Source organism: Bacillus sp. FSL K6-6038 (assembly GCF_038050455.1).
Taxonomy (GTDB): domain Bacteria; phylum Bacillota; class Bacilli; order Bacillales; family Bacillaceae_G; genus Bacillus_A; species Bacillus_A pseudomycoides.
In genome coordinates, this window is record NZ_JBBOUH010000001.1 from 1,840,440 (window position 1) to 1,866,057 (window position 25,618).

Annotated in this window: 24 protein-coding genes, 1 pseudogene and 1 other annotated feature; of the genes and pseudogenes, 18 read left to right on the forward strand and 7 right to left on the reverse strand. The window is 36.1% G+C overall.

Going from position 1 to position 25,618, the window contains the following annotated elements; genetic code table 11:
* The first annotated feature begins 319 nt into the window (after nucleotides 1-319).
* Nucleotides 320-1,264, forward strand: a complete 945-nt coding sequence (gene speB / locus NSQ40_RS09445) for an agmatinase (RefSeq protein WP_258248526.1) — start codon at nucleotides 320-322, stop codon at nucleotides 1,262-1,264.
* Between the two features lie 190 nt (nucleotides 1,265-1,454).
* Here the strand turns inward: speB and msrA are convergent, their stop codons facing one another.
* Nucleotides 1,455-1,991, reverse strand: coding sequence for a peptide-methionine (S)-S-oxide reductase MsrA (msrA, locus tag NSQ40_RS09450; protein WP_003202698.1), 537 nt, complete (start codon nucleotides 1,989-1,991; stop codon nucleotides 1,455-1,457).
* 91 nt (nucleotides 1,992-2,082) lie between these two features.
* Complete coding sequence (locus tag NSQ40_RS09455) at nucleotides 2,083-2,841, reverse strand: SDR family oxidoreductase (protein ID WP_003202700.1); 759 nt, start codon at nucleotides 2,839-2,841, stop codon at nucleotides 2,083-2,085.
* Nucleotides 2,842-3,081: 240 nt separating this feature from the next.
* Nucleotides 3,082-3,327, forward strand: a binding site (T-box leader).
* A 453-nt stretch (nucleotides 3,328-3,780) separates the two neighbouring features.
* On the opposite strand from NSQ40_RS09455, the gene ilvE reads away from it, so the two are divergent.
* The 6 genes and pseudogenes from ilvE to ilvA all read left to right on the forward strand — a co-directional run bounded on the left by ilvE (nucleotide 3,781) and on the right by ilvA (nucleotide 9,584).
* Complete coding sequence (gene ilvE / locus NSQ40_RS09460) at nucleotides 3,781-4,680, forward strand: branched-chain-amino-acid transaminase (protein ID WP_018783445.1); 900 nt, start codon at nucleotides 3,781-3,783, stop codon at nucleotides 4,678-4,680.
* A 24-nt stretch (nucleotides 4,681-4,704) separates the two neighbouring features.
* Nucleotides 4,705-5,226: pseudogene (locus NSQ40_RS09465) on the forward strand (thiamine pyrophosphate-binding protein); the annotation flags it as partial.
* Nucleotides 5,227-5,312: 86 nt separating this feature from the next.
* A complete protein-coding gene (locus NSQ40_RS09470) occupies nucleotides 5,313-5,543 on the forward strand; it encodes an ACT domain-containing protein (protein WP_141547016.1) in 231 nt (76 codons plus the stop codon).
* A 15-nt stretch (nucleotides 5,544-5,558) separates the two neighbouring features.
* On the forward strand, nucleotides 5,559-6,572 hold the full coding sequence (locus tag NSQ40_RS09475; RefSeq protein WP_033796052.1) for a ketol-acid reductoisomerase: 1,014 nt from the start codon (nucleotides 5,559-5,561) through the stop codon (nucleotides 6,570-6,572).
* A 43-nt stretch (nucleotides 6,573-6,615) separates the two neighbouring features.
* On the forward strand, nucleotides 6,616-8,289 hold the full coding sequence (ilvD, locus tag NSQ40_RS09480; protein WP_098715900.1) for a dihydroxy-acid dehydratase: 1,674 nt from the start codon (nucleotides 6,616-6,618) through the stop codon (nucleotides 8,287-8,289).
* Between the two features lie 32 nt (nucleotides 8,290-8,321).
* Nucleotides 8,322-9,584, forward strand: a complete 1,263-nt coding sequence (gene ilvA, locus NSQ40_RS09485; RefSeq protein ID WP_018766679.1) for a threonine ammonia-lyase IlvA — start codon at nucleotides 8,322-8,324, stop codon at nucleotides 9,582-9,584.
* A gap of 45 nt (nucleotides 9,585-9,629) precedes the next feature.
* Here the strand turns inward: ilvA and NSQ40_RS09490 are convergent, their stop codons facing one another.
* Nucleotides 9,630-10,727, reverse strand: a complete 1,098-nt coding sequence (locus NSQ40_RS09490) for a CapA family protein (protein WP_098715899.1) — start codon at nucleotides 10,725-10,727, stop codon at nucleotides 9,630-9,632.
* Nucleotides 10,728-11,188: 461 nt separating this feature from the next.
* Between NSQ40_RS09490 and NSQ40_RS09495 the strand changes: the two genes are divergently transcribed.
* Nucleotides 11,189-11,902: a DUF554 domain-containing protein gene (locus NSQ40_RS09495; protein ID WP_033796054.1), complete on the forward strand. Its 714-nt coding sequence runs from the start codon at nucleotides 11,189-11,191 to the stop codon at nucleotides 11,900-11,902.
* 59 nt (nucleotides 11,903-11,961) lie between these two features.
* On the opposite strand, the gene NSQ40_RS09500 is transcribed toward NSQ40_RS09495, so the two are convergent.
* From NSQ40_RS09500 to NSQ40_RS09510, 3 genes are read right to left on the reverse strand one after another with little or no spacing between them, the layout of a single operon-like run.
* On the reverse strand, nucleotides 11,962-12,690 hold the full coding sequence (locus NSQ40_RS09500) for an ABC transporter permease (protein WP_327807170.1): 729 nt from the start codon (nucleotides 12,688-12,690) through the stop codon (nucleotides 11,962-11,964).
* On the reverse strand, nucleotides 12,690-13,406 hold the full coding sequence (locus NSQ40_RS09505) for an ABC transporter permease (protein ID WP_018783452.1): 717 nt from the start codon (nucleotides 13,404-13,406) through the stop codon (nucleotides 12,690-12,692). The genes NSQ40_RS09500 and NSQ40_RS09505 overlap by 1 nt, the downstream gene beginning before the upstream one ends.
* Entirely contained in the window at nucleotides 13,381-14,313 is a 933-nt protein-coding gene (locus tag NSQ40_RS09510) for an ABC transporter ATP-binding protein (protein WP_003206779.1), read from the reverse strand. Before NSQ40_RS09510 ends, NSQ40_RS09505 begins: the two co-directional genes overlap by 26 nt.
* A gap of 177 nt (nucleotides 14,314-14,490) precedes the next feature.
* Between NSQ40_RS09510 and NSQ40_RS09515 the strand changes: the two genes are divergently transcribed.
* The 4 genes from NSQ40_RS09515 (at nucleotide 14,491) to NSQ40_RS09530 (ending at nucleotide 18,761) form a co-directional block, all read left to right on the forward strand.
* Complete coding sequence (locus NSQ40_RS09515; protein WP_003202718.1) at nucleotides 14,491-15,162, forward strand: response regulator transcription factor; 672 nt, start codon at nucleotides 14,491-14,493, stop codon at nucleotides 15,160-15,162.
* Entirely contained in the window at nucleotides 15,159-16,508 is a 1,350-nt protein-coding gene (locus NSQ40_RS09520) for a HAMP domain-containing sensor histidine kinase (RefSeq protein ID WP_327807169.1), read from the forward strand. Before NSQ40_RS09515 ends, NSQ40_RS09520 begins: the two co-directional genes overlap by 4 nt.
* Nucleotides 16,509-16,522: 14 nt before the next feature.
* Nucleotides 16,523-17,386, forward strand: a complete 864-nt coding sequence (locus NSQ40_RS09525) for a GNAT family N-acetyltransferase (protein ID WP_003206782.1) — start codon at nucleotides 16,523-16,525, stop codon at nucleotides 17,384-17,386.
* Nucleotides 17,387-17,546: 160 nt separating this feature from the next.
* On the forward strand, nucleotides 17,547-18,761 hold the full coding sequence (locus NSQ40_RS09530; protein ID WP_033796055.1) for a multidrug efflux MFS transporter: 1,215 nt from the start codon (nucleotides 17,547-17,549) through the stop codon (nucleotides 18,759-18,761).
* A 69-nt stretch (nucleotides 18,762-18,830) separates the two neighbouring features.
* Here the strand turns inward: NSQ40_RS09530 and NSQ40_RS09535 are convergent, their stop codons facing one another.
* Nucleotides 18,831-19,592, reverse strand: coding sequence for a DODA-type extradiol aromatic ring-opening family dioxygenase (locus NSQ40_RS09535; RefSeq protein ID WP_003206784.1), 762 nt, complete (start codon nucleotides 19,590-19,592; stop codon nucleotides 18,831-18,833).
* A gap of 225 nt (nucleotides 19,593-19,817) precedes the next feature.
* Here NSQ40_RS09535 and NSQ40_RS09540 point away from each other — a divergent pair, with 225 nt between their 5' ends.
* The 6 genes from NSQ40_RS09540 to NSQ40_RS09565 all read left to right on the forward strand — a co-directional run bounded on the left by NSQ40_RS09540 (nucleotide 19,818) and on the right by NSQ40_RS09565 (nucleotide 25,531).
* On the forward strand, nucleotides 19,818-20,741 hold the full coding sequence (locus NSQ40_RS09540) for an alpha/beta hydrolase (protein ID WP_327807168.1): 924 nt from the start codon (nucleotides 19,818-19,820) through the stop codon (nucleotides 20,739-20,741).
* Nucleotides 20,742-20,798: 57 nt separating this feature from the next.
* Nucleotides 20,799-21,404 (forward strand): pentapeptide repeat-containing protein, encoded by a 606-nt coding sequence (locus NSQ40_RS09545; protein WP_018781419.1) that lies wholly within the window; start codon nucleotides 20,799-20,801, stop codon nucleotides 21,402-21,404.
* Between the two features lie 78 nt (nucleotides 21,405-21,482).
* Nucleotides 21,483-21,929 (forward strand): GNAT family N-acetyltransferase, encoded by a 447-nt coding sequence (locus NSQ40_RS09550; protein WP_003202739.1) that lies wholly within the window; start codon nucleotides 21,483-21,485, stop codon nucleotides 21,927-21,929.
* A gap of 27 nt (nucleotides 21,930-21,956) precedes the next feature.
* Nucleotides 21,957-22,301, forward strand: coding sequence for a YunG family protein (locus NSQ40_RS09555; protein ID WP_018766670.1), 345 nt, complete (start codon nucleotides 21,957-21,959; stop codon nucleotides 22,299-22,301).
* A gap of 111 nt (nucleotides 22,302-22,412) precedes the next feature.
* Nucleotides 22,413-23,720 carry a bifunctional S-methyl-5'-thioadenosine deaminase/S-adenosylhomocysteine deaminase gene (locus NSQ40_RS09560; protein ID WP_003206790.1) on the forward strand — a complete coding sequence of 436 codons (1,308 nt, stop codon included), beginning with the start codon at nucleotides 22,413-22,415 and terminating at the stop codon, nucleotides 23,718-23,720.
* A gap of 182 nt (nucleotides 23,721-23,902) precedes the next feature.
* Entirely contained in the window at nucleotides 23,903-25,531 is a 1,629-nt protein-coding gene (locus tag NSQ40_RS09565) for a peptide ABC transporter substrate-binding protein (protein ID WP_003202742.1), read from the forward strand.
* Nucleotides 25,532-25,618: the final 87 nt, after the last annotated feature.

The window sequence follows — 25,618 nt, forward strand, 5'->3', positions numbered from 1 at the left end:
CATCCCTTGAATAGACCGCACCAATTACAATTATATATGTAAAATAAAAACGCCTATTATATCATGTGTGCCATTTTATAAACGCACTCTTTTAATAAGTGATTTATGAAATTTCTTGCCTTTTAATAAAAACTATTTTTCATACTTTGTATGTTGATTAGAATAAGCTATGCAATTATGCATAGACAGAAAAAGAGTGAATAGAGGGTAACGAATCATTTTCTATATGGCATGATTTTTGCATTTTAATAAAAAACATTCATATAAAAAAAGTTTCTTTCGGGTGCAAAAAATTATGTTTGAAAAGGGGAAATGAGAAATGAAATATCCACTAACACCAGATGTAAAACCAGAGTTTTGTACGACAGGTACATTTGTGAGATTGCCATCAAGTAATGAGCAAGCAAAAGTTGCTATTTTAGGAATGCCATTTGATACTGCTGCTTCTTTTCGCGTTGGTGCTCGTTTTGCTCCACAAGCAATTCGTCAGGCATCGATGACCTTATTTCCATATCATCCAATTCACCATGTATACCCATTTGATGACACAAATGCGATTGATATTGGTGATGTTTCTGTGATTCCACATAATATTCATCGCAGCTATGATTTAATAGAGGAAGCCGTTTTTGGGTTAATGCAGCAAGGAATTATCCCGATAGGTCTTGGAGGGGATCATTCTGTTACATTAGCAAGCCTTCGTGCGGCAGCGAAAGTTCATGGACCTGTGGCAATGATTCATTTCGATTCGCACACAGATACATGGGATACATATTATGAGGAAAAATATTGGCACGGTTCGCCGTTTATACGTGCACATGAAGAAGGGCTACTACAGCCAGACAAAGTATTTCAAATTGGAATTCGTGGAACATTGAATCATCCTGGTGATATAGAAGCTAGCAATGACTTAGGATATAACGTTATTACAACAGCAGAATTATGTAATCGTGGTTTTGAAAGTATCCTTGAGCAAATGCGAACAACGATTGGCGATACACCGTGTTTCTTAACGTTTGATATTGATTTTGTAGATCCATCTTGTGCGCCTGGTACAGGGACATTAGAAGTTGGGGGATTTAACAGTCGTGAGACATTAAATATGGTGCGTTCATTAAGTGGTTTTAATTATATTGGTTTCGATTTAGTGGAAGTGTTACCGCCATATGATCAAGCTCAAATTACTTCTTTATTAGCTGCGACACTAGTACATGATTTTGCTAGTTTGATTGCGTTGCAGTTGAAAAATGAAGCGAATAAGTAGAGAAATGATTTATTATATTGGAAAATAAAAAAGGTCAATGAGAAGATCTTCTCATTGACCTAAAGTATTCTCGTTGTTCATGAAGCAGGAATTTTTAAAAGATAATAAAAGTATGCTAATCATAGCAAGACGTCAGGTAATAAAAAAACACTACCTGTTCAAATTATTGAAAAGGTAGTGAGAGATATGATTAATTCTTTTTCCAATTTGACTTAATAAAATCTTCACGACCAGACTCTTTACGCTCCTGAGCATATTTCTCAGGATTTTTTTTATAAAAATGTTGATGATATTCTTCCGCTTCGTAAAAAGGAGCAGCTGAACGAATTTCCGTCACGATTGGATCCTTAAACATACCGCTTTCTGCTATTGCTAGTTTTGATTTTTCGGCTAGCTCTTTTTGCGATTCATTATGATAAAAAATCGCTGTGCGATAGGATGGTCCACGGTCAAAAAATTGCCCGCCATCATCAGTTGGATCAATTTGTGGCCAGTATAAATCTAGTAATTTTTGATAAGAGAAAATAGAAGGATTGAAAGTAATTTGAACAACTTCTAAATGCCCAGATGTTCCAGACTTTACTTGTTCGTATGTTGGGTTTGGGGTGTGGCCACCAGCATAGCCTGAAACAACTTTTTGAATACCTGGAAGTTCATCAAATGGTTTTACCATGCACCAAAAGCAGCCGCCTGCAAAGGTTGCGAGTTCGTATGTTTTTTCTGTCATTGCTGTAATCCTCCTAAATAGATATGTTTTATCTAGTATTATATAAATTGTTTTATTGCGCAATAAAAAAGATTTGAAACTATATGTTTTTTTATAAACAAGAACCACCGCTCACATCAATTAATTGTCCAGTAACCCATCGGCTGTCAGAGGAAGCAAGAAATGCAGCGGTATCTGCAATATCTTCTACTTCTCCTAAACGGCCGAAAGCAGAGATTTCAGTTGCATATCGTTTCATCATTGGATCACTTAAGAGTTCAGCATTCATATCTGTTTTAATAAAGCCTGGTAGTATCGCATTAACTGTAATCCCTCTTGCTCCAAGTTGCTTTGCTAGTGTAAAAGTCATTGTGTTGATCGCGCCTTTTGTCATGCTGTAGGCAATGAAATCGGGTAAAGAAATTCGTGTTGCAGCTGATGAAATATTGATAATACGGCTATTGTCACGTAAACGTGACAATGCCTGTTGAATAATAAAAAATGGGGCTTTTGTATTCACGGAAATCATTCGATCGAAAAAGTCTTCAGTTGTTTCTTCAATAAAGGCTCCCGGACCGATTCCTGCGTTATTTACTAAAATATCAAATTTATTTTCACCTGTATGTTTTTGCAATTTGTCATCTAAAGATTGGTAAAGAGATTCTACACCATGTAACGATTTGAGGTTACCATTTATAGAAAAAGCTGAACCGCCATTTGATTGAATTTCCTGCACTGTTTCTTCTGCATCGCTTTTACGATTTCCATAATGAACAGCAACTAATGCACCGTCGTTTGCTAAGCGTTTCGCAATAGCGCGTCCAATTCCACGGCTTGCTCCAGTAACCAATGCAACTTTGCCTTTTAACATATTCACATCATCTCCTTAATAATTTTACATATGTATGAAGCTGTCTTTTCTAATAGACAAGCCTTAAGTAATATATGAGTGTTGGATTGAGATTCATTCCTTTTTTATTTTGATAAAAAGTTTGGATTATAATTTAAAATAAAATTTTTCAAAAAACATGTTGACAATGAAAAGAATGAAGTCCTATAATACGTGTAACAACTTAAAAGTTAATTTAGAATTTTCTAATTTTTATATATTGTATATGCAAAGAAGAGGAAAGTAGATGATTATGAAAGTTTCAGAGAGCTGCCCCATGGCTGTGAGGGTGGTAACGATCGAATCATTGAAGATCACCTTGGAGCATCGCTTGCGAAAGGGAAACCGAGTAGAGAGCGGCGGTTTCATCCCCGGTAAAAGGGTGATAGTCTGATAGGACTTACAGAGCTTATATTTTGTGAGAAATATAAGGAAGCTGAGTGGTACCGCGAAACTCTCGCCTCAGCAATCAAAGCTACTATGACGTAGTGATTGATTGCTGAGGCGAGAGTTTTTACTTTAGAAAAGAGAATAGAAGAATGCAAAGAAGAGGAGAGTAAACGATACAAATTGTTTCAGAGAGCTGCCCCGTGGCTGTGAGGGTGGTAACAATTGTATCGGTTGAAGATCACCTCAGAGCACTGTCCTTGAAAAAAATGAGTAGAGAGCAGCGGAGTTGTTCCCGGTAAAAGAACAAAAGTCTACAGAGCATATATTTCGCGAGAAGTATAAGGAAGCTGAGTGGTACCACGATTCCCTCGTCTCAGCAATGGATTGCTACACGTTTGTAGAAAATCGATTGTTGAGGCGAGGATATTTTTATAATTAATATACATAATATTCTGATAAAACGCATTCTTCTCAGCAATCGATAAAAAGATGGATTGCACATAAAGAGATAAAAAAGAGGAGCGATGTAAGATGGGAAACCAGTATATCTATATGAATGGGGAATTAGTAGAAAAAGAAAAGGCTGTTGTATCTGTTTACGACCACGGTTTTTTATATGGAGACGGCGTATTTGAAGGGATTCGTAGCTATGGCGGAAATGTATTTTGTTTAAAAGAGCATTTAAAGCGTTTATATGAATCTGCGAAATCGATTTTACTAACGATCCCGATGACAATCGAAGAGATGGAACAAGCGGTTTTACAGACACTACAAAAAAATGAATATGCAGATGCATATATTAGATTAATTGTTTCAAGAGGAAAAGGGGATTTAGGGCTGGATCCAAGAAGCTGCACGAAACCAAGTGTCATTATCATTGCTGAACAGTTAAAGTTGTTCCCGCAAGAGTTCTATGATAACGGTCTTAGTGTTGTATCTGTTGCATCTCGTCGAAATATGCCAGATGCACTTGATCCACGTATTAAATCGATGAACTATTTAAATAACGTACTCGTAAAGATTGAAGCAGCACAAGCAGGTGTGCTAGAAGCGCTTATGTTAAATCAACAAGGGTATGTTTGTGAAGGATCGGGAGATAACGTATTCATTGTGAAAGATGGAAAAGTAGTAACGCCACCTGCATATTTAGGAGCTCTTGAAGGGATTACAAGGAATAGTGTCATTGAACTTTGTGAAAGGTTAAATATTCCTTGTGAAGAAAGACCATTTACTCGTCACGATGTATATGTAGCAGATGAAGTATTTTTAACAGGAACTGCTGCTGAATTAATTCCAGTTGTAAGAGTGGATTCAAGAGAAATCGGAATTGGAAAACCAGGAGAAGTAACGAAACAGTTAACAGAAGAATTTAAAAAGTTAACGAGAGAGCGAGGAGTGCGAGTTCCGGGACTAGCAGAAAGCTTAGCTTAACGAATAGGGGAAGGAGTTAGCAAAATGAAGGAACAACATGCAGTGTGTGATGAAGTGGATCATGGAGAAGTAAAAAAAGTAACAGGTGCCGGACATGTTATTCAATGTTTAAAGAAATTAGGTGTAACAACAGTATTTGGCTATCCGGGCGGAGCTATTTTACCAGTTTACGATGCGCTGTATCGCAGTGGTTTGAAACATGTTTTAACGCGTCATGAACAAGCAGCTATTCATGGAGCAGAAGGGTATGCGAGAGCTTCTGGAGAGGTCGGGATAGTATTTGCTACCTCCGGCCCTGGGGCTACAAACTTAGTTACTGGTTTAGCAGATGCGTATATGGATTCGATTCCTTTAGTAGTAATTACAGGGCAAGTAGCAACACCTCTCATTGGAAAAGATGGTTTTCAAGAAGCGGACGTTGTGGGAATCACAATGCCGGTTACAAAGCATAATTATCAAGTACGAGATGTGAATCAGCTATCACGTATATTGCAGGAGGCATACTATATCGCTAAAAGTGGACGGTCAGGACCAGTTGTTGTGGATTTTTGTGTAGAAGAGGGCGAAAACGTATTTCCAATGGTTCCTCCTAATAAAGGGAATCATGAAATGATCATGAAGAGGTGGGAAGAATGAGTCATACTTTTTCACTCGTTGTCAATAACGATCCCGGTGTTTTATTAAGAGTAAGTGGGATTTTTGCTCGGCGTTGCTATAACAATTCTTCTTTAAACTTAAATGAAGGAGAAACAAGAGAAGTTTCTAAAATGAAACTTACAGTAGCTTGTACAGAAAAGGAAGCAGTATTACTCGTTAATCAGTTAAAGAAATTAATTGATGTTCTGCAAGTAAATAAATTATAAGGAGTGTATGTGAAGATGAAAACATATTATGAAAAAGATGCAAATTTAGAGGTATTAGCAGGGAAAACGGTGGCAGTAGTTGGTTATGGGTCACAAGGTCATGCGCAAGCTCAAAATTTACGTGATTCCGGTGTTCATGTTGTAGTGGGTGTTCGTCCAGGAAAATCTTTTAGCGTAGCGAAAGCGGATGGTTTTGAAGTAATGTCAGTTTCAGAAGCGGTAAGAACCGCAGACGTTGTACAAGTATTATTGCCAGATGAACAGCAGGCGCATGTATATCGAAATGAAGTAGAAAAGAATCTTCGCGAAGGACAGATGTTACTTTTCTCACATGGATTTAATATTCACTTTGGACAAATTCAGCCACCAAGTTACGTAGATGTAGCGATGGTTGCGCCAAAAAGTCCAGGACATCTTGTTCGCCGCGTATTTCAAGAAGGAAATGGTGTTCCAGCTTTAGTTGCCGTTTATCAAAATGCGACTGGAAACGCTTTTGATGTAGCTCTTGCATATGCCAAAGGAGTTGGTTGTACACGTGCTGGTGTAATTGAAACATCATTCCAAGAAGAAACAGAGACGGATTTATTTGGAGAACAGGCTGTATTATGCGGCGGGGTAACTGCACTTGTGAAAGCAGGCTTTGAAACGTTAACAGAAGGTGGATATCGTCCGGAGATTGCATATTTCGAATGCTTACATGAGCTAAAGTTAATTGTTGATTTAATGTACGAAGGTGGTCTAACGAATATGCGCCATTCTATTTCAGATACAGCAGAGTTTGGTGACTATGTAACAGGATCTAGAATTGTTACAGATGAAACGAAAAAAGAAATGAAACGAGTTCTTGCGGAGATTCAGCAAGGCGAATTTGCAAAGAAATGGATTTTAGAAAATCAAGCAGGACGTCCAACTTACAATGCGATGAAAAAGGCAGAGCAAAATCATCAACTTGAAAAAGTAGGAGCAGAATTACGAGAGATGATGACTTGGATCCAGCAGCCAAAGGGGAAAGAGTTAGTGAAAAAGTAGTAGGAGATAGATAAGTGAAAATGAACAGAAGGGACTTGAAAAGATGAGAAGTGACATGATTAAAAAGGGATTTGACAAAGCACCACATCGTAGTTTATTAAAAGCAACTGGTTTAAAAGATGAAGACTTTGATAAGCCGTTTATAGCAATTTGTAATTCTTTCATTGAAATTATTCCAGGTCATAAACATTTAAATGAATTTGGTCGTCTTGTAAAAGAAGCGGTACGTGCAGCTGGTATGGTTCCGTTTGAGTTTAATACAATTGGGGTAGATGATGGGATTGCGATGGGGCATATCGGTATGCGCTATTCGCTCCCAAGCCGTGAAATTATCGCCGATTCAGTGGAAACGGTAGTAAATGCACACTGGTTTGATGGGATGATTTGTATTCCGAACTGTGACAAAATCACACCAGGCATGATGATGGCCGCATTACGTGTTAACATTCCGACTGTATTTGTTTCTGGTGGTCCAATGGCTGCAGGGAAAACATCAAAAGGAGAAGTAGTCGACTTAAGTTCTGTTTTTGAAGGGGTAGGTGCCTATCAATCTGGGAGAATTTCAGAAGAAGAGTTAAAGGATATTGAAGATCACGGTTGTCCATCTTGTGGTTCTTGTTCAGGTATGTTCACTGCAAATTCAATGAACTGTTTATGTGAAGTATTAGGGCTTGCGCTTCCTGGGAATGGTAGCATTTTAGCAACAGACCCAAGGCGTGAAGAACTAATTCAACAAGCAGCTGAAAAATTAAAAGTATTAATTGAATGTGATATTAAACCACGAGATATCGTAACAGAAGAAGCGATTGACGATGCATTTGCATTAGATATGGCGATGGGAGGATCAACAAATACGGTATTACATACGTTAGCAATCGCACAGGAAGCGGGACTTGATTATGATATGAGCCGAATTGATGCAGTTTCAAGACGCGTTCCACATTTATGTAAAGTGAGCCCAGCTTCTAATTGGCATATGGAAGATATTGATCGTGCAGGTGGTATCAGCGCTATTTTAAAAGAGTTAAGTAGAAAAGAAGGTGTACTCCATCTGGACCGTATTACAGCTACTGGCCAGACATTACGAGAAAACATCGCTCATGCAGAAATTCAAGATAAAGAAGTAATTCACTCTCTTGAAAATCCTCATAGTGAAGAAGGTGGTCTGCGTATATTAAAAGGAAACCTTGCAAAAGATGGTGCTGTTATTAAAAGTGGTGCAACAGAAGTGAAACGTTTTGAAGGACCATGTGTTATTTTTGGGTCTCAAGACGAGGCGCTTGCAGGGATTATGCTAGGTAAAGTGAAAAAAGGAGATGTTGTTGTTATTCGTTATGAAGGCCCAAGAGGTGGACCTGGTATGCCAGAAATGTTAGCTCCAACTTCAGCAATTGCTGGTATGGGATTAGGCGCAGATGTTGCACTATTAACAGATGGTCGGTTTTCAGGGGCATCACGTGGCATTTCAGTAGGACATATTTCACCAGAAGCTGCTGCTGGCGGAGAGATTGCACTTCTCAAGCAAGGCGATATTGTATGTATTGATGTAGAGGAACGTTTACTTGAAGTGAGAGTAAGTGATGAAGAATTAGAAAAACGGAGAAAAGAATGGAAAAAACCAGAGTTAAAAGTGAAAACAGGATGGCTTGGGCGCTATGCACAAATGGTAACATCAGCGAATACAGGTGCAGTGCTAAAAATGCAAAATTTTGATTAAATCCATATAAAAGAGATAAGGAATGATACGAGATGGTGCAAAATGTAAGGGAAAGAGTGAAAATCGAAGATATCCTTGTGGCTCATAATCATATGAAGGATATCGTCAATAAAACACCGCTCCAGCGGGATTCAGTTTTATCTGAGAAATATGAATGTGATGTATATGTGAAACGAGAAGACTTACAAGTAATTCGTTCGTTTAAAATTCGAGGTGCTTACAATTTAATTCAAAGCTTATCGAAAGAACAATTACACAATGGGGTTGTATGTGCTAGTGCTGGTAATCATGCGCAAGGGGTTGCTTATACGTGTAATTTATTGAATATTCAGTCTAAAATTTTTATGCCAACAACAACACCTAAGCAAAAAGTATCTCAAGTACAATTTTTTGGTGGTACTTATGCGGAAATTGTGTTAGTTGGGGACACATTTGATAGCTCTTTCCAAGAAGCGCAGCGCTATTGTGAGGAAAATAGCATGATGTTTGTTCATCCGTTTGATGATCCATATGTAATTGCGGGTCAAGGGACAGTCGCTGTTGAAATCTTACACGATATGGAGAAACATGTGGATTATGTCTTCACAGCAATTGGTGGCGGTGGTTTAGCATCAGGTATTGGTACATATGTAAAAGGTGTGAGTCCTACGACAAAAGTAATCGGCGTGGAACCAAAGGGAGCAGCATCGATGAAAGAAGCTTTTTTACAAAATGAAAACGTGGCCCTAGAAAAAATCGATAGTTTCGTTGATGGAGCAGCTGTCAAAAAAGTAGGGAAATTAACCTTTGAAACGTGTAAAGACGTATTGGATGATATTGTATTGATTCCTGAAGGGAAAATTTGTACAACGATTTTAGAATTGTACAAGAAAAATGCAATCGTTGCGGAGCCAGCTGGTGCTCTTTCAATTGCGGCACTCGATTTTTATAAGGACGAAATTAAAGGGAAAACCGTTGTTTGTACGTTAAGTGGTGGAAATAACGATATTGATAGAATGCAGGAAATGAAAGAACGCTCTCTCATTTACGAAGGGTTAAAACATTATTTTATTATTGAATTTCCGCAACGTTCAGGAGCATTGCGAGAATTTCTTGATAAAGGATTAGGACCAGAGGATGACATCACTCGTTTTGAGTATATTAAAAAACATAATAAAGAAAATGGACCTGCACTCGTTGGAGTGGAGCTAAAACATAAAGAAGATTATGAACCGTTAATTACCCGTTTTCGAGAAAATAATATTCAATTTATGGAGTTAAATAAAAATCCTGTTTTGTTTGATTTGTTAATTTAATATACAAAAAGAAAGGAAGCTTTTTAGTGAAAAGCTTCCTTTTTTCTAACTACGTTTATTTTTGATTGTTCCAGTTTCATCAATTTCTACATCAGTTGAAATGGTTTGTAAATATTGTAGTGTTTTTTTCTTTTCCTCAGGGGTGGCTGGTGAAATTTGATCTTTACGAATGATATAAGGGTTAATTGACATTTGTACATCTTTTCCTTTAAATGTAAGGGTCAATACACCTGTTTCAGCACTTTTTCCTTTTACATAGTTAGGGAATAAGAAGTTTCCTAATGAATAAGCGACAGGGACTTTGTTGTAGTATTCAAATCCTTGTAACCAATGTGGGTGACTTCCAACAATCGCATCAGCACCAGCTTCGACTATTTTCGGTACATATTGTTTTTGGTAGTCTACAGGTCTATTAGATTTTTCAACACCCCAATGCATATATACAATCAGATAATCGGCGTCTTTCTTTTGTTCTTTAATCGTTTTTGTTACTAGATTGATATCATATCCATTTGCAACACCTGGCTTGTCTTTACCAGCTACCCAGGTAAAGTCAGGCATAAAACGAACAAAGGAAAGGAATTTAATTTTTTTCCCTTTTACTGTGATTTCTCTAGCTGTGTATGCATCATCTGCATTTTTTCCAGCTCCAATATAAGGGAGTTTTAGTTTTTCTACATGAGATATCGTATCCATTAAACCATCTTGTCCATAGTCGAGCGTATGGTTATTGCCAATATTCACAATGTCATAGCCTGTGTTTTTAATAGCTTGTAATGTGGAAGGATCGCTTTTGATCCAGAATGACTGACCAGGGGCCTTTTTCTCCCGTGTTGTAAATGCAGATTCCAAGTTTATAAAGGAAATATCAGCTTTGGTTATTTCATCTTTTACATGCTGGAACGGATAATCAGCACCGTTTTTTTGAATAGCTGGTCGTAAATTCCAATCGAACATCGTATCACCAGAGAAAGTAATTGTAATTTCAGGATTCTCTTTCTTCTTTGTGTCCGTTGCTTTTTTCGTTTTATTTTCTACCCCAGCTGTATCTTTTGCTTTTGATGTAAAGGAGTTATTTATCAATAAAACAATCGGTGTAATGAGAATTACTATTAAAATAAATCGTTTAAATAAAGGTGTCATAGTTATCTTTCCTTTTTCTTTTTATATCATGACTTTCTTTTAGAAAGTTCAATGATGAGAGTTTCATATAATATGTACAAAAATGAGTAAGTGCTTAATAGTTTATCCCGCTATTTATGGACAGTAACACTTCCGTCTTAAAATTCAGCGGAAGCAAAGAGGTTAAGGTGGGAGATGAACTGCCCGTAAAAGTCTGATTGGTGAGAGCTGATTAAAGTTTCACTTTATGTATGCTAGACATGGTATGTAAGATGAAAGATGCTTATGTCAGATGATAGCTATGTATTAAGAGCTCATCTCATAGTGTAATATTACGGTAACATGAAACGAGGAAAAAATACAATACATAAGTCGATTTTACTTGTAGAGTTTTGAAAATTCTGTTAAAATTCCGTGTATTTTGTTGTATGTTAGATATAAAAATTTGAAAAATAATGGTTGAAGAGGATGGAGAAGGCATAATGGTTATATTAGGAGCAGTAGTGAACGGAATTTGTATACTAATTGGTACTATATTAGGTAAACTATTAAGTAATATTCCAGAAAGTATGAAAGGGACAGTTATGCATACAATTGGTTTAGCTGTTACTGTACTTGGTCTTCAAATGGGATTAAAAAGCGAAAACTTTCTTGTTGTAATTATAAGTCTTGTTATTGGTTCAGTGATTGGAGAATGGTTGGAGTTAGAAGGAAAGTTAAAGAGTTTAGGGGATTGGCTAGAAAAAAAGGTTGGCTCAAAAGGAGAAGGGAGTATATCTCTTGGATTTGTGACAGCTACATTAATCTTTGCTATCGGAGCAATGGGGATACTTGGAGCTTTGGATAGCGGTATTCGTGGAAATCATGATGTGCTATTTACAAAAGCAATTATTGATGGATTTATTTCGCTTATTTTAACGACAACGCTTGGAATAGGCGTACTATTTTCAGCAATACCAGTCATTTTATATGAGGGAGGTATTGCGATTTTCGCGACGCAAATTAATAGTTTTGTACCAGAGAAGCTAATGAATCAGTTTATCGTAGAAATGACCGCGACTGGTGGGATTATGATTTTTGCAATCGGACTCAATTTGCTTGGATTTATTAAGATAAAAGTGGCAAGTTTATTGCCTGGGATAGTGGTAGTTGGGATTATTGTTTCTATTATATATGGATATGATTTGTATGTTTAGTTAGGCTGAATAGCCCAATCCTGTTTTGAAACAGTTTTGGGCTATCTGTATGTAAAAAATTAATATGCTTTTTTCATAAAATGAACAAAGCCACCTATAAATACAATCACAAAGCTCCCGATTACGACAAATACTAGTGTTTGAACAGAGATATAAAACAGCCCAGAGCCTTCTTTAGGAAGCATAGCAAGAAAAGGTTGGGACCATGGATAGATGGGACCGAACCTTGCAGAATTCGCAATTATCATAGCGGGTATGGAAGCTATAACATTTAAAGCAATCGGTGCTGAAAAGCTGGACCAAATACTTGAAACCCATAATTGTAAGGCGATTAAAGGGAGGGTAGCAATCCAGCCGCCTACTACACTTTTTACTATAGTAGCTAGAGGGAATGGCCCAGGGACATGCAAAAGTTGTCCAACGCTAATATAACTTATAATGAAGAAGACTTGCATCGCACCTATAAATAAGAGAATAAAGAGAAATTTTATAATATAGACGTGATATCGTGATATAGGTTGTACTAAAAGTTGTTTCCAACCACCATTTGAATGTTCATATCGGCAAATAAATGCAATGAAAATGCCTGTTAATAATGGAAGAAGCAACATACCATGTACCATTATCATGATATTATAAATTAACTCCCAATGTTTATAATCGGGATAGTTTGAGGCATTTGCATAAGCTATTACTCCTGCTAAAATCGGGCTTAAAAATAGTAATGTCCATATTTTGGTTTTTTTAATTTTATAAAATTCAGCTTGTATGGTTTTAAGCCAAAGCATTATTTATGCACATCCCTTCTAGTAAAATCTGCTGTTTCAATACATAACATACATATACCAACGATTAGACCTATTGCTACACATAGAAGTGGAGATCCCCAGTCAATACGTAGGCTTGGCCATCTCCATATGAACCAATTGGGAAGAGCTACTGAAAACATTGTGAAAATAGTTCCTAAAAGTCCGATTGTAAATGCGATACTTTGGTTTTGAAATATGATAGCAATCCATAGTTGTAGCGCTACAATTGGCAGTGCCGACCAATAAGGATAGAAACTCATTTTAAATATAGAAAGCCATGGAATGGAAGCATCGAATTGTAATGCTAAACCCAATCCAACTATGCCAATTAATAATAAAGAACAAGATACAGCAAGCAGGAAAAATACCAGTATGAATTTTACTAGAAAAATATGTCGCTTATTAATAGGTAAGGATAAGAGATGCTTCCATGAACTAGAATGATGCTCTATGTGCGCAATTAAAGAAGTAACAATCGTAATTCCTAATATAAGAGTTGTGAGAGCAAGCGGTTGAGCTTCAGAAATGAGGCCGCTCCATAAGTCTTTCGCATATTTCTTTGTCAACCAATCATATCGAAGAAAGAAGTTACATGCTTGAAGAGAAATAACACCTATTGGTCCTAAAAAGATTAAAAACCAAATCCACTTCCTTTTTATTTTTAAAAGCTCAGATTGAAAGAGGCGTTTGTACATGTGTCTCTTCCTCCTTTATAAGCTGTAAGAATATCTCTTCGAGTGACTTTTTATTTTCTTCAATTCGGAATACAGAAATGTTATGTGTTACAAGTGTTTTTACAATTTCGCCAACAGTTTCATTTGATACATTTGATAGAATAATTCGCTGCTCTTCTTGCATAGAAGGAATCCCCTTAGCGAGAATGATTTTCCAAGCTGCATCTGATTTGTCTGTCATAAGTGAAATAGAGTGCTGAGCATGGCGGCGCAATGTTTCTATTTTGTCTTGAAAAATAAGCTTTCCTTTTGCAATGATACCAACATAAGTTGCCATTTGATCAATTTCACTTAATAAGTGACTAGATATAAGGATGGTAATTCCTCTTTCTTTTGCTAATTGCTTAATTAACGTACGAATCTCATGAATCCCCTCTGGATCGAGTCCGTTTGTCGGTTCATCTAAAATTAATAGCTGTGGATCACCAAGTAAGGCAATTGCAATTCCTAACCGTTGTTTCATTCCTAATGAGTATTCTTTTACCTTTTGTTTGGCAGCATGTTGTAAACCGACAATTTGTAACACTTCCTCAATTTTTTCTTTCGGAGCATTTCTTAAAATCCGGTAAACCTCTAAATTCTCAATGGCATTTAGGTGGGCATAATAAGATGGATTTTCAACGAGAGCTCCAATTTTAGATAATATGGATAAGCGTTCTTTAGCCAAATCTTGTTGAAATATCACGACCTTTCCTTGCGTTGGTTTAATAAGGCCTAATAACATGCGAATGCTAGTTGTTTTACCAGCTCCGTTAGGCCCGAGAAATCCATAAATCTCTCCTTTTGGAATTTTTAAATCTACGTTATGTACTACATAATCATTTCGATATCTTTTTGTTAACCCTGTCGTTTTCAAAATATAATTCATGTTCCTATCACCTCAAATCAAGTATAGGAAATAAAGGTTAATGATAATGTTAGAAGAGTTTAAGATTTGTTTAAATTTATACAGTATTCCCTAATTTTGGAGTGTGCTGGTTTTCAAATCGTGTTGTATTCCTTATGATGGAAGAGAAAGGTTAAATTTGTATATGAAGGTGAAGAAATGACACACATTTTATATGTTGAGGATGATCACGAGATTGGGGAATGGGTCAAAAGAGAACTGCAGAAACAAGAGTATGAAGTTGCATGGTTTACTTCAGAGAATGGTACGAATGAAGTATGTGAAATAGCAGATGTAATTGTTTTAGACGTTATGTTGCCAGGCCTTGATGGTTTTACACTAGGTCAACGTTTTAAAAGTGAATATCCAGATACCCCTATTATTATGCTAACTGCAAGAACAACATTAGAAGATAAAATATATGGATTAACATTTGCTGATGATTATATAACAAAGCCATTCCATCCAAAAGAGTTAATGGCACGTATTGAAGTTTTATTAAGGCGGTACAACAAAGATGGAGCAGAAGTGCAACATGTGAAACATTTAAAAGTATTTATGAAAGAATACCGGATTGTTGATATAGACACGGGTGAAGAAATTGTTTTATCAGGAAAGCAGCATCAAATCTTTTTTTATTTGATGAAGAATATGAATCGTACATTAACGAAAGAACAAATTTTTGAGGCAGTATGGAATGAATCCTACATAGAAGGAGATAAATCATTGATGGTTCATATCCGTCATTTACGCGAAAAAATAGAGAGAAATCCAAGTAGTCCTCAAATAATAGAAACAATACGTGGAATAGGTTATCGGTGTAAAGTATGATAAAAAGTACATCACTATTACGAAAGTACTTATTTATCATATTTATAGCGGTTATATTGTTACCTCTCATTGTCCCACTCAGTTCGTTTCTCTTCATTAAATATATCGAGTGGATAGAGGATTTTAAAGTTGCGTATTCTAGTGTGCAAATAGAAGAGGAATGGAGAAATAAAGCGACAGATTTACACGAAAAAAATCCTGAAGGAATTGAGCGAACTTTTCAAGAATTTCAAGGGAAATATCCAGAAGGATCAATGTTTTGGGTAGATAATAAAGGGAAAACGAACCTTCAAATTCCTGGAAAACAAAATATTCCACAGGAGTGGAGTGTAAGTGATGCAGTTGCATTTATGAAAAGGAGTTTTGAAGGGGATCCATTTACAGTTGTATCTTACATTGGAAAAGAGAAGCAAGGGGCATTTATGGTATTTCAAATTCCGAGGAAATATGTGAAGGCACCAATTGCTCAAATACGTGAAAGATATGAAATTGTTTTTGAAATGGTTATTATTGGATGTTTTACAACATTTATCATTATCTCTATCATCTTTTTTCTTAAGATTAGAAAAAGATTATTAAAGCTACAAAAAGCAATGGAACTTCCGCAAGACCAGACACTTCCGTCAAAAATTTCTATATCAAAGCAAGACGAGATCGGCTTATTAGAAGAGTCTTTTAATCGTATGGTAGAGGCTTTACAGCAAAGTCGATTGAAGGAGGAGGAAGAGGAGCAATTTCGTAGAAAACTAATTGCCGATCTTTCTCATGATTTGCGAACGCCATTAACGACAATGCGTGCACAAATAGATTCTTTAAAAGAAGAAGTTATCTCAGTCAAAGGACAGAAAACAATCGTACGAATGGATGAAAAAATTAATTACTTAGCGGAGTTAATAGAGAACTTACTATCGTATTCATTAATAACGGCAAAGAAATATCCATATCATCCGGAACGAAGGGATATGACACGTTTAATGAGAAAGGTTGTTGCATCATGGTATGACATATTAGATGAGAAAGGTTTTGAGGTTGATATTGTGATTCCAGAAAAGCAATTGTTTTGGAATATCGATGAAAATTGGTTTCAAAGAATTATAGATAATGTAATTCAAAATGTAGTTAGGCATGCAGATGATGGGAAATTTATAGGGGTATATGTAAACCATGGGGAAAAAACAATTACAGTTGTTGACCATGGGCCAGGTTTTCAAAATACTCATTCGCAAAATAAAGGTGCGGGAATTGGATTATCTATTATTGCTGTTATGGCGAAAGAGATGGGTATCGACTGGAGTATAGAATCTGATGATACAGGAGCGAAGTGTATATTTAAAAAATTGCCGTAGAAGGGAGAATATACATGGAAGAGTTTCGATTCACAAAGCGTGTAAATAGAATCTTTCAAATTGCAAGCAAAGAATCTAAATATAATGAGTATATCATTCGCCCGTTAGATTTATTTATAGGAGCCTATAAAGAAGGAACAGGGGTTTGTAGTGAATTATATATGTATTTATTTCATAATATAGGGCTAGATTTTGTAACGAAATTTGTACAATTACAACAAAGGGGCTTTCAAGATAAAAGATATATAGAAGTACAAGGATACAAAGTTTCTTATAAAACAATGGGGATATTACAGTTAGCTAAACATAAGATGGCGCGATTTAATCAATTATATGTGAATGAAGGACATATTTTAAGCGTGATCCTTCAGCAAGATGAGACAATAGCAAGTCTAATAGACGAAGATATGAAACAAAGTATTTTACAGATTGTTTCAGTACCAAGAGATATGACTGTAAATTTGAATAGTTGTGAAATACCAACAAGTATGAAACATGCCGTTTGCAATGTTAGACGAGCTGTTCAATCTGATTTAGAAGAACTTCGTCAATTTGTTATGTTTGAATTTGGAGAAAGATGGATCGATGCAATTCATAATGGTTTTCAAATATATCAAGAAATGCCAATATATATCGCAGTGCAAGAGAAGAAGATTATTGGTTTTGCTTGTTATGATGTTGTAAGAGGAAAGAAGGGGCTGTTTGGACCGATGGGAATCGCTAAAAATAATCGTGTAAAGGGTGTAGGAAGAGAACTATTACATAGATGCTTGGCTGAAATGCAGCAAATTGGTTATGAATATGCAGTGATTGGTCAGGCAGGTCCGATTGAGTTTTATGAGGAGAGTTGTGGTGCGCAAGTAATACATATTATATAAAGATTGCTTTGATTAGAAATGTCACAGAAGCAATAGGAGTGTTGTTTATTGTTCTTACATGTTATTGTAGTTTTTGAATAAGGTTTGATCTATGAATCATATTGCTAAACTTTTTCAGTAGAAGGGTGTAGAATGGGTATCTAAGAAAGAAGGTGTGCAAATGGCCAGCTGGAAAAGAAATTTAATCATTTGTTGGCTTGGGTGTTTTACCACTGCAGCCGGTATGAGTTTAGTGATACCATTTTTATCCTTTTATATTGAGGATCTAGGAGTAACGGGTACATCTGAAATTGCACAGTGGTCAGGAATTGCATTCGGTGTAACTTTTTTAATGGGTGCGATTGTATCACCAATATGGGGGAAACTCGGTGATATACATGGTCGGAAATTGATGCTCATTCGTGCGAGTCTTGGTATGGCAATGATTATGACGCTTATGGGATTTGTTACAAATGTATATCAATTAGTTGCACTTCGTTTTTTAATGGGGGCAGTGTCAGGATTTCTTTCAACTGCAATCACATTTATAGCAGCAGAAACACCGAAAGAGCATTCAGGCTGGGCAATTTCTACTATATCAACAGGTGGTGTAAGTGGTTCCTTACTTGGCCCGATGCTTGGTGGCTATTTGTCTGAATTAATCGGAATGCGTCATGTATTTTTAGTAACGGGTGCTTTTTTATTTCTTTCATTTTTAATTGTTTTTTTCTTTTTACATGAATCGAATCATTCTGTTCAAGCAAAAAAAGAGCAACCAAAAAAAGTATGGACGATGGTTCCGGCGAAACATTTTATTATAAGCCTATTTGTAGTAACCTTTATAATTCAACTTGCAAATATGTCCATACAACCTATTATTACGTTGTATGTGAAACATTTAGCGGGTCCTCATACGGATCATATTGAGATAATTGCGGGGGCAGTGATATCTGCAACAGGTCTAGCAGTCATTTTAGCAGCTCCTAAACTAGGGAGATTATCGGATCATATTGGCCCTCAAAAAACGTTAGTTGTAGCATTGTTCGTTGCAGGAATTGTTTTTATTCCACAAGCATTTGTGACAGCCGCTTGGCAATTATTCATATTGCGTTTTCTATTAGGGATTGCACAAGCTGGATTGTTACCTTCCGTACAAACTCTACTTAAACAACATACACCACAACATGTGACTGGACGTATTTTTGGATATAATCAATCCTTTCAGTTTTTAGGAAATATGATTGGACCAGTACTCGGTGGACAAATTGCCGCACATGCCGGGTTTCAATATGTATTCTTCTCTACAGCATCGCTTTTATTCTTAGCTTGCATTTGGGTATATTTCAATAGTAAAGGTGCAGTGGTGTCAGAAAAAGAGCATTTGAAAGTTAGTTAACAAGGTGAAATATGTAAGTTGTAAAAAGGATGAAGCGAACCGTGCTTCATCCTTTTTGTTCGAAATCAGTTAAAACTGGAAGCAAAGGTAACTTAATGTTCCAAGCTCATAGCTACGATGAATGACTTTCCCTTCAGCATTACCACTTCCCATAGCGATGAAAAGAGGGACAAAGTGTTCTGCTCTTGGAACGGCTAAACGGGCGTGAGGAGCGGCAGTTTCCCAGTTAAACAATGAATCTTTATCGTTATTTTGCATATGATTTATAATCCAATCATCAAATTCAACAGCCCATCGTTCAGGAGTCACTTGATCCCATTTGAGTGCACGTAAATTATGGACAGTAACACCGCTGCCGATTGCTAAAATATCCTCTTGACCAAGTCCTTGAATCGCTTGTCCAATTTCATATTGCTCTTTTGCGGGAAGGAATGGATTTACTGAAATTTGAACGACGGGTATATCGGCTTTTGGATACATACGATGTAATAGTGTCCATGAACCATGATCTAATCCTCGAGTTGTATCTTTGTGAACGGGAATCCCGTTATTCTTAAATTTTGTTTCTAGCATTGTTGCAATGGCTGAAGAACCTTTTGCTTTATATTTTATTTCATATAATTCAGGAGGGAATCCGCCGAAATCATAAATTGTTTCATATTCATTATCTGAAGATGAGATAGTTAATACTTCAGTTTCCCAGTGTGCTGTAAAAATAACAATTGCTTTTGGTTTATATGTTTCTCCAAGTGTTTTTAGAAAACGTGTATAATCTGTATCTTGAATAGCAAGCATTGGTGAGCCGTGCGCTAAAAATAATGATGGCATCATAAGTGAAACCTCCTAAAATATATCAATTACTTTATGTAAGTAACTATAATATTTAATTTGTTGTTCGTCAAGATAATGGTTTGAGTCTTTGCTTAGAAAGTGCAGTGTTTGTCATAATACAAACAATTGCATATAATACATAGTAAGAAGAATGAATAGTGATTCATTTTTTAGATATATAGATTGCTATTGTTAATAGATTATATAGATTTGGGGGCCTTCAAAATGAACATACAGGAAAGCTTTGTTACAGTGTTGGATGGATCGGAAATTTATTTGCGTAAGTGGCTGCCGGAAAGTGAAATTCGTGGAATTGTACAGATTGCACATGGTATGACGGAACATGCTGGTGTCTATACAGAATACATTGATGCCTTATTGAAGGCTGGTTATGGTGTATATGCTCATGATCACCGGGGACATGGAAAAACAGCAAAACAAGAAGAGGATTATGGCCATTTCGAACCGAATGTTGGCTGGGATCAAGCTGTTTCTGACATAATCTTTGTATCGGAACTTATTCGTAATGAACATACTTGTCCGCTCTTTTTATTAGGTCACAGTATGGGTTCTTTCTTATCTAGACGTACTGTACAACTTCGTGGTGACCTATATGATGGATTCCTTATTTCTGGGACAGGTGGAAACCTTGGATTTTTAGGTGTACTAGGTCATAAAGTGGCAACGATTGAAATGAAGCTTCGCGGCACAAAAACGAAAAGTCCAATGTTGAACTTTTTGTCATTTGGAAACTTTAATTCCAATTTTAAACCGAATCGGACAAAGTTTGATTGGCTTTCTTCAGATACAAATCAAGTTGATAGATACATAGAAGATCCGTTATGTGGTTTTATTTGTTCAACGAGTTTTTACCGTGAATTATTTAGTGGTATGCTTGAAGTGAATAGACCAGAAGAATATAAAAAAACGCCGAAAGACCTTCCTATACATATTTTTTCCGGAGATCGTGATCCAGTGGGAGATATGGGGAAAGGCGTAAAAGAAGTATACGATATGTATAAAAATTGCGGTGTGAAAGATGTAACACTTCGCCTATATGAAAATGGAAGGCACGAAATGTTCCATGAAGTAAATAGGGATGAAGTATTTCAAGATTTGATTTCTTGGTTAGATGAACATATTATATAAAAAGAAACCTCACTTTTGTTGTAGTGAGGTTTCTTTTTGGGAATTTGGAGGGAAAGCATGAGTGAATTTGTAAATAACGAGTATATAGAAATAGATTTTCGTGATGTTGCTATAAAAGAAGAGGAATTAAAAAATTGTACATTTATAAAGTGTCGTTTTAGAGGTGTAGATGCATCAGAAATTGTAACGGAAAATTGTAATTTCATAGAATGTGACTTCACAGGCGCTCTTTTTAATGCTTCAATTCACCAGGGAAGTACGTTTGCAAATTGTAAATTTTCTGGAGCGAATTTATTTGTTTCTAAGTTTGAGGAATGTAAAATGACGGGTTCTGATTTTGAAGAGGCGAATTTAGATGGAATAACGATTGTATTTGGCGATTGGTCATATACAAATTTAAGATTTGCGAATTTAAGTAAACAAAAATTAAAGGGTATTCGCTTAGTTGAAGCGGATCTTTGTGAATGTAATTTAGAAAAAGCTGATTTACGTGATGTTGATTTAACAGGTGCACAATTAGGAAAAGCGAAGCTTATAGGTGCAGATTTAAGAGGAGCTGTAGTGGATAGAATTGACTTTAGAGCATTTGATTTACAGAATGTAAGATTGGATATAACGCAGGCGGTTGCTGTGGCGAGGTGTTATGGAGCGAAGGTAGATTAAAATGATGAGAGAACTCTTACTATGATAAAGTATCAGTAAGGGTTCTTTTTGTAATTTAAAGGAAAGGGAGAGGGAGAAATGGTAGTGAGGAAAGCATTATTAAACGAGGCAAATGAACTAAGTCATATAGCACTAGCATCAAAGGCAACTTGGGATTACAGCGAAGAATTTATACTAGCATGTAAGGAAGATTTAACGATTACGGAAGAGTATATTAAAAATCACTACGTATATATTTTAGAAAATGAAGGAGTGAAAATTGGTTTTTTTTCATTTCAACGAAAAGAAGAAGATGTTCTCGATTTTTTATATTTACATCCAAATTATAAGGGAAAGGGTTATGGTAACATTCTATGGCAAAGTGTCGTAGAAAAAGCAGTTGAATTAGGAATTAAGAGTTTTACAATTGATAGTGATCCAAATGCGAAAGGCTACTACATGAAAATGGGTGCAAAATTGATTGGAGAGACACCTTCAACAGTTTTTAAAGATCGTGTTCTGCCACTTTTGCAATATGATGTATAAAAATGAGTATACATGGGAGATGCTGAAATGGATGGTTTTGAAATCGCACAAATCTACAAGATTTTAATGAAATCTTGGTCACTTGAAACAAGTTCAAAGTGGACGATAGAAAATCCGGCAAAAGGGCAATGTGGTGTAACAGCACTTGTTATACATGATTTGTTTGGAGGGGAAATAAAAAAGACGCAAGTTGGCGAAGATTGGCACTTTTATAATGTTATAAATGGAAAACGATATGATTTTACAGCAACACAATTTTTTGAAGAGATAGCTTATATGGATATGCCTTCTAATAGAGAAGAAGCATTTGCAGACACAAATGATAGGCAATATTATGCTTTAAAACAGAAAATGCATATCTTTATGCAATAGAATTTGTTTGAAGTGAAATATCTTTTGACTCCTAATGTCCAATGAGTTACTATAATGGTGGTAACTTTTTAAAGGGGAACATACTTTATAGAGTCGAGAGGGGAAATACTTTTGAAAACAGCTTATGTAAGCGCTACGATTGCAACGCTAAATGAACAGAATGAAGTGTTTGAAAACGGATATATCATTGTAGAAGATGATAAGATTATAGAAGTACAAAATGGAGAATTTTCTAATCGAAATCAAGTGGATCAAGTGATAGATTTGAAGGGAAAGTGGCTATTTCCAGGTCTTGTGAATACGCATACACATGTTGTGATGAGTCTTTTACGTGGCATTGGTGATGATATGTTATTACAGCCGTGGCTTGAAACAAGAATTTGGCCTCTTGAAAGTCAATTTACGCCAGAGCTTGCTGTTGCTAGTACAGAACTTGGTTTATTAGAAATGGTAAAAAGTGGTACAACAACATTTTCTGATATGTTTAATCCAATTGGTGTAGATCAGGATGCGATTATGGAAACGGTTCGTAATAGTGGAATGCGAGCAGCGGTTTCAAGAACTTTATTTAGTTTTGGAACGAAAGAGGATGAAAAGAAAGCAATTCAAGATGCTGAAAAATATGTAAAACGATATTACAGTGAAAACGGCATGTTAACAACGATGGTTGCTCCTCATAGTCCATATGCATGCTCTACTGAAATGTTAGAAGAGTGTGCGAGAATCGCGGTGGAAAACCATACGTTGGTTCACATCCATCTTTCAGAAACAGAGCGTGAAGTACGCGATATTGAAGCGCGATATGGCAAACGTCCTGTAGAATATGCAGCGAGCTGTGGTTTATTTAAGAGACCGACAGTTATTGCACATGGCGTTGTGTTAAATGAAGATGAGCGCGCATTCTTAGCGGAACATGACGTTCGTGTAGCACACAATCCAAATAGCAATTTAAAATTAGGGTCCGGTATAGCGAATGTTAAGGGAATGTTAGAAGCGGGAATAAAAGTTGGTATTGCAACAGATAGCGTTGCATCTAACAATAATTTAGATATGTTTGAGGAGCTTCGAGTTGCAACTTTATTGCAAAAGGGTATTCATAAAGATGCGACTGCATTACCAGTTGAAACAGCTCTTTCACTCGCAACAAAAGGAGCGGCAGAAGTCATTGGGATGAAACAAACAGGTTCCATTGAAGTAGGAAAGTGTGCTGACTTTATTACAATTGATCCATCCAATAAGCCGCATCTACAGCCAGCAGAAGAAGTGTTGTCACACCTTGTGTATGCAGCAAGTGGAAAAGATGTATCTGATGTTGTAATTAATGGGAAACATATTGTGTGGAATGGTGAATGTAAAACATTAGATGAAGAGCGAATTATTTTTGAGGCAAGTCGTTATAAACGAGGATTGAAGATGTAGTTGAAATAGAGGAATTGATAACGAACGCTTCCCTTTTTAATAAAATACAAGAGGGAAGCGTTTTTTTGTGAATTTTATGTGAAACGAATAAATATTCAATAGAATATCACGACTTTATACTGATCCTTCTGTTATAATATATAACGTTTTATAATATTATTTGAATTTAAGGAGAAAAATTCATGAAGCAGAAAAAGAGCCGCTTACTAGTAATTACACTTGTCACATCTTTGATTTTATCGGCTTGTAGTAGTACAGCGAATAAAGTTAATAAAGAGGTTCAAAAACAAGTGTTAAATGTAACAGTATCAGAAGAAATTCCTTCTCTTGATACAGCGAAAGTGATGGATGGTACATCATCACATGTGATGCAAAATATATTTGAAGGGTTGTATGTGCTAGATAATCAAGACAAGCCCGTACCTGGTGTGGCGAAGTCATTTGAGAAAAGTGAGGATGGGAAAAGATATACATTCCATTTGCGTAAAGATGCAAAATGGTCAAATGGGGAATCGGTAACAGCACATGATTTTACTTTTTCGTGGAAACGGACATTGAGTCCTGAAACAGCATCTCAATATGCATACATGCTATTTTATATAAAAAACGCACAAGAAATTAATAAAGGTACATTGGCTACTGATCGACTAGGAGTAAAGGCATTAGATAATTATACGCTAGAAGTACAGTTAGAGCAGCCTGTCCCTTATTTATTGCAATTATTAGCGTTGCCTATTTATTTACCACAGCATGAATCATTTGTGAAAGAACAAGGAGATCGTTATGGATTAGAACCAGATAATCTTATATATAATGGAGCGTTTGTGTTAGAAAAATGGAAGCATGAACAAGAATTTCAATTAAAGAAAAATGATACATATTGGGATAAGCGGAAAGTGAAGCTAGATGAAATAAACTTTCATATTATAAAAGATACAATGACAGCTGTAAATTTATATGAATCTGGTAGTCTCGATCGAGTACCTATTAATTCTACATTTGTAGACCAATATAAAAACAATAAGGAGCTACATGTGTCAAGTGATCCTGCTATAGCTATGCTTCGCTTTAATGAAGGGAATACTTCACTAGCAAATAAAAAACTTCGGCAATCAATTTCTTTAGCAGTAAATAAAGAAGAGCTTATAAATCACTTTATAAACAACGGTGCATCTCCTGCGCATGGCTTGATTCCAACAGGGTATAAGAATGAAGTAACCGGGAAAGATTTTCGAAAGGAAAATGGGAATATTGCTGATTACGATTTAGAAAAAGCAAAAGAACTTTGGGAAGACGCGAAAAAAGAGCTTGGCACGGAAAATGTTACAGTGGAGTTCTTGACATTTGAGCAAGATAATGCAAAACGTATAGCTGAATATATAAAAGGAGATTTAGAAAAGCATTTACAAGGTTTAACAGTGCAGATTAAACAGCAACCATTTAAGCAAAAATTACAACTAGAACAAACAGGGCAATATGATATATCTATGGTAGTATGGGGGCCAGATTACAAAGATCCGATAAATTACTTAGAATTATTTACGACAGATAGCCCTAATAATAAGATGGATTACTCGAATTCTGATTATGATGATCTTATAAAGAAAGCAAAATATGATATTGTACTAGATCAACAAAAAAGATGGAAAGCCTTACAAGAGGCAGAGCGAATAGTATTGGAAGATGCGGCAGTTGCTCCTCTTTATCATACTGGTTCAGCATATATACAGAAGGAGCGTATAAAGGGCATTGAGAAGCATCAATTTGGCGGTGTATACACGTATAAACATGCTTTTATAGCTGAAAAATAAAAATACTGAGGTGGAAAAGAGCTAATTGCCTGATACAGAAATATTAGCTCTTTTTTTATTGGTTTTTGAATCATTTTAAAACAAATC

Excerpts from the sequence above, each read along its gene's own strand:
- NSQ40_RS09550 (WP_003202739.1), top strand. The coding sequence starts at position 21,483 with ATGGTAGTGAGGAAAGCATTATTAAACGAGGCAAATGAACTAAGTCAT.
- NSQ40_RS09510 (WP_003206779.1), bottom strand. The coding sequence starts at position 14,313 with ATGAATTATATTTTGAAAACGACAGGGTTAACAAAAAGATATCGAAAT.
- NSQ40_RS09530 (WP_033796055.1), top strand. The coding sequence starts at position 17,547 with ATGGCCAGCTGGAAAAGAAATTTAATCATTTGTTGGCTTGGGTGTTTT.
- NSQ40_RS09495 (WP_033796054.1), top strand. The coding sequence starts at position 11,189 with ATGGTTATATTAGGAGCAGTAGTGAACGGAATTTGTATACTAATTGGT.
- NSQ40_RS09520 (WP_327807169.1), top strand. The coding sequence starts at position 15,159 with ATGATAAAAAGTACATCACTATTACGAAAGTACTTATTTATCATATTT.
- NSQ40_RS09500 (WP_327807170.1), bottom strand. The coding sequence starts at position 12,690 with ATGCTTTGGCTTAAAACCATACAAGCTGAATTTTATAAAATTAAAAAA.
- NSQ40_RS09540 (WP_327807168.1), top strand. The coding sequence starts at position 19,818 with ATGAACATACAGGAAAGCTTTGTTACAGTGTTGGATGGATCGGAAATT.
- NSQ40_RS09455 (WP_003202700.1), bottom strand. The coding sequence starts at position 2,841 with ATGTTAAAAGGCAAAGTTGCATTGGTTACTGGAGCAAGCCGTGGAATT.
- NSQ40_RS09490 (WP_098715899.1), bottom strand. The coding sequence starts at position 10,727 with ATGACACCTTTATTTAAACGATTTATTTTAATAGTAATTCTCATTACA.
- NSQ40_RS09545 (WP_018781419.1), top strand. The coding sequence starts at position 20,799 with ATGAGTGAATTTGTAAATAACGAGTATATAGAAATAGATTTTCGTGAT.
- NSQ40_RS09555 (WP_018766670.1), top strand. The coding sequence starts at position 21,957 with ATGGATGGTTTTGAAATCGCACAAATCTACAAGATTTTAATGAAATCT.
- NSQ40_RS09535 (WP_003206784.1), bottom strand. The coding sequence starts at position 19,592 with ATGATGCCATCATTATTTTTAGCGCACGGCTCACCAATGCTTGCTATT.
- NSQ40_RS09505 (WP_018783452.1), bottom strand. The coding sequence starts at position 13,406 with ATGTACAAACGCCTCTTTCAATCTGAGCTTTTAAAAATAAAAAGGAAG.
- ilvA (WP_018766679.1), top strand. The coding sequence starts at position 8,322 with ATGGTGCAAAATGTAAGGGAAAGAGTGAAAATCGAAGATATCCTTGTG.
- msrA (WP_003202698.1), bottom strand. The coding sequence starts at position 1,991 with ATGACAGAAAAAACATACGAACTCGCAACCTTTGCAGGCGGCTGCTTT.
- ilvE (WP_018783445.1), top strand. The coding sequence starts at position 3,781 with ATGGGAAACCAGTATATCTATATGAATGGGGAATTAGTAGAAAAAGAA.
- NSQ40_RS09515 (WP_003202718.1), top strand. The coding sequence starts at position 14,491 with ATGACACACATTTTATATGTTGAGGATGATCACGAGATTGGGGAATGG.
- NSQ40_RS09525 (WP_003206782.1), top strand. The coding sequence starts at position 16,523 with ATGGAAGAGTTTCGATTCACAAAGCGTGTAAATAGAATCTTTCAAATT.
- NSQ40_RS09565 (WP_003202742.1), top strand. The coding sequence starts at position 23,903 with ATGAAGCAGAAAAAGAGCCGCTTACTAGTAATTACACTTGTCACATCT.
- speB (WP_258248526.1), top strand. The coding sequence starts at position 320 with ATGAAATATCCACTAACACCAGATGTAAAACCAGAGTTTTGTACGACA.
- NSQ40_RS09470 (WP_141547016.1), top strand. The coding sequence starts at position 5,313 with ATGAGTCATACTTTTTCACTCGTTGTCAATAACGATCCCGGTGTTTTA.
- NSQ40_RS09475 (WP_033796052.1), top strand. The coding sequence starts at position 5,559 with ATGAAAACATATTATGAAAAAGATGCAAATTTAGAGGTATTAGCAGGG.
- ilvD (WP_098715900.1), top strand. The coding sequence starts at position 6,616 with ATGAGAAGTGACATGATTAAAAAGGGATTTGACAAAGCACCACATCGT.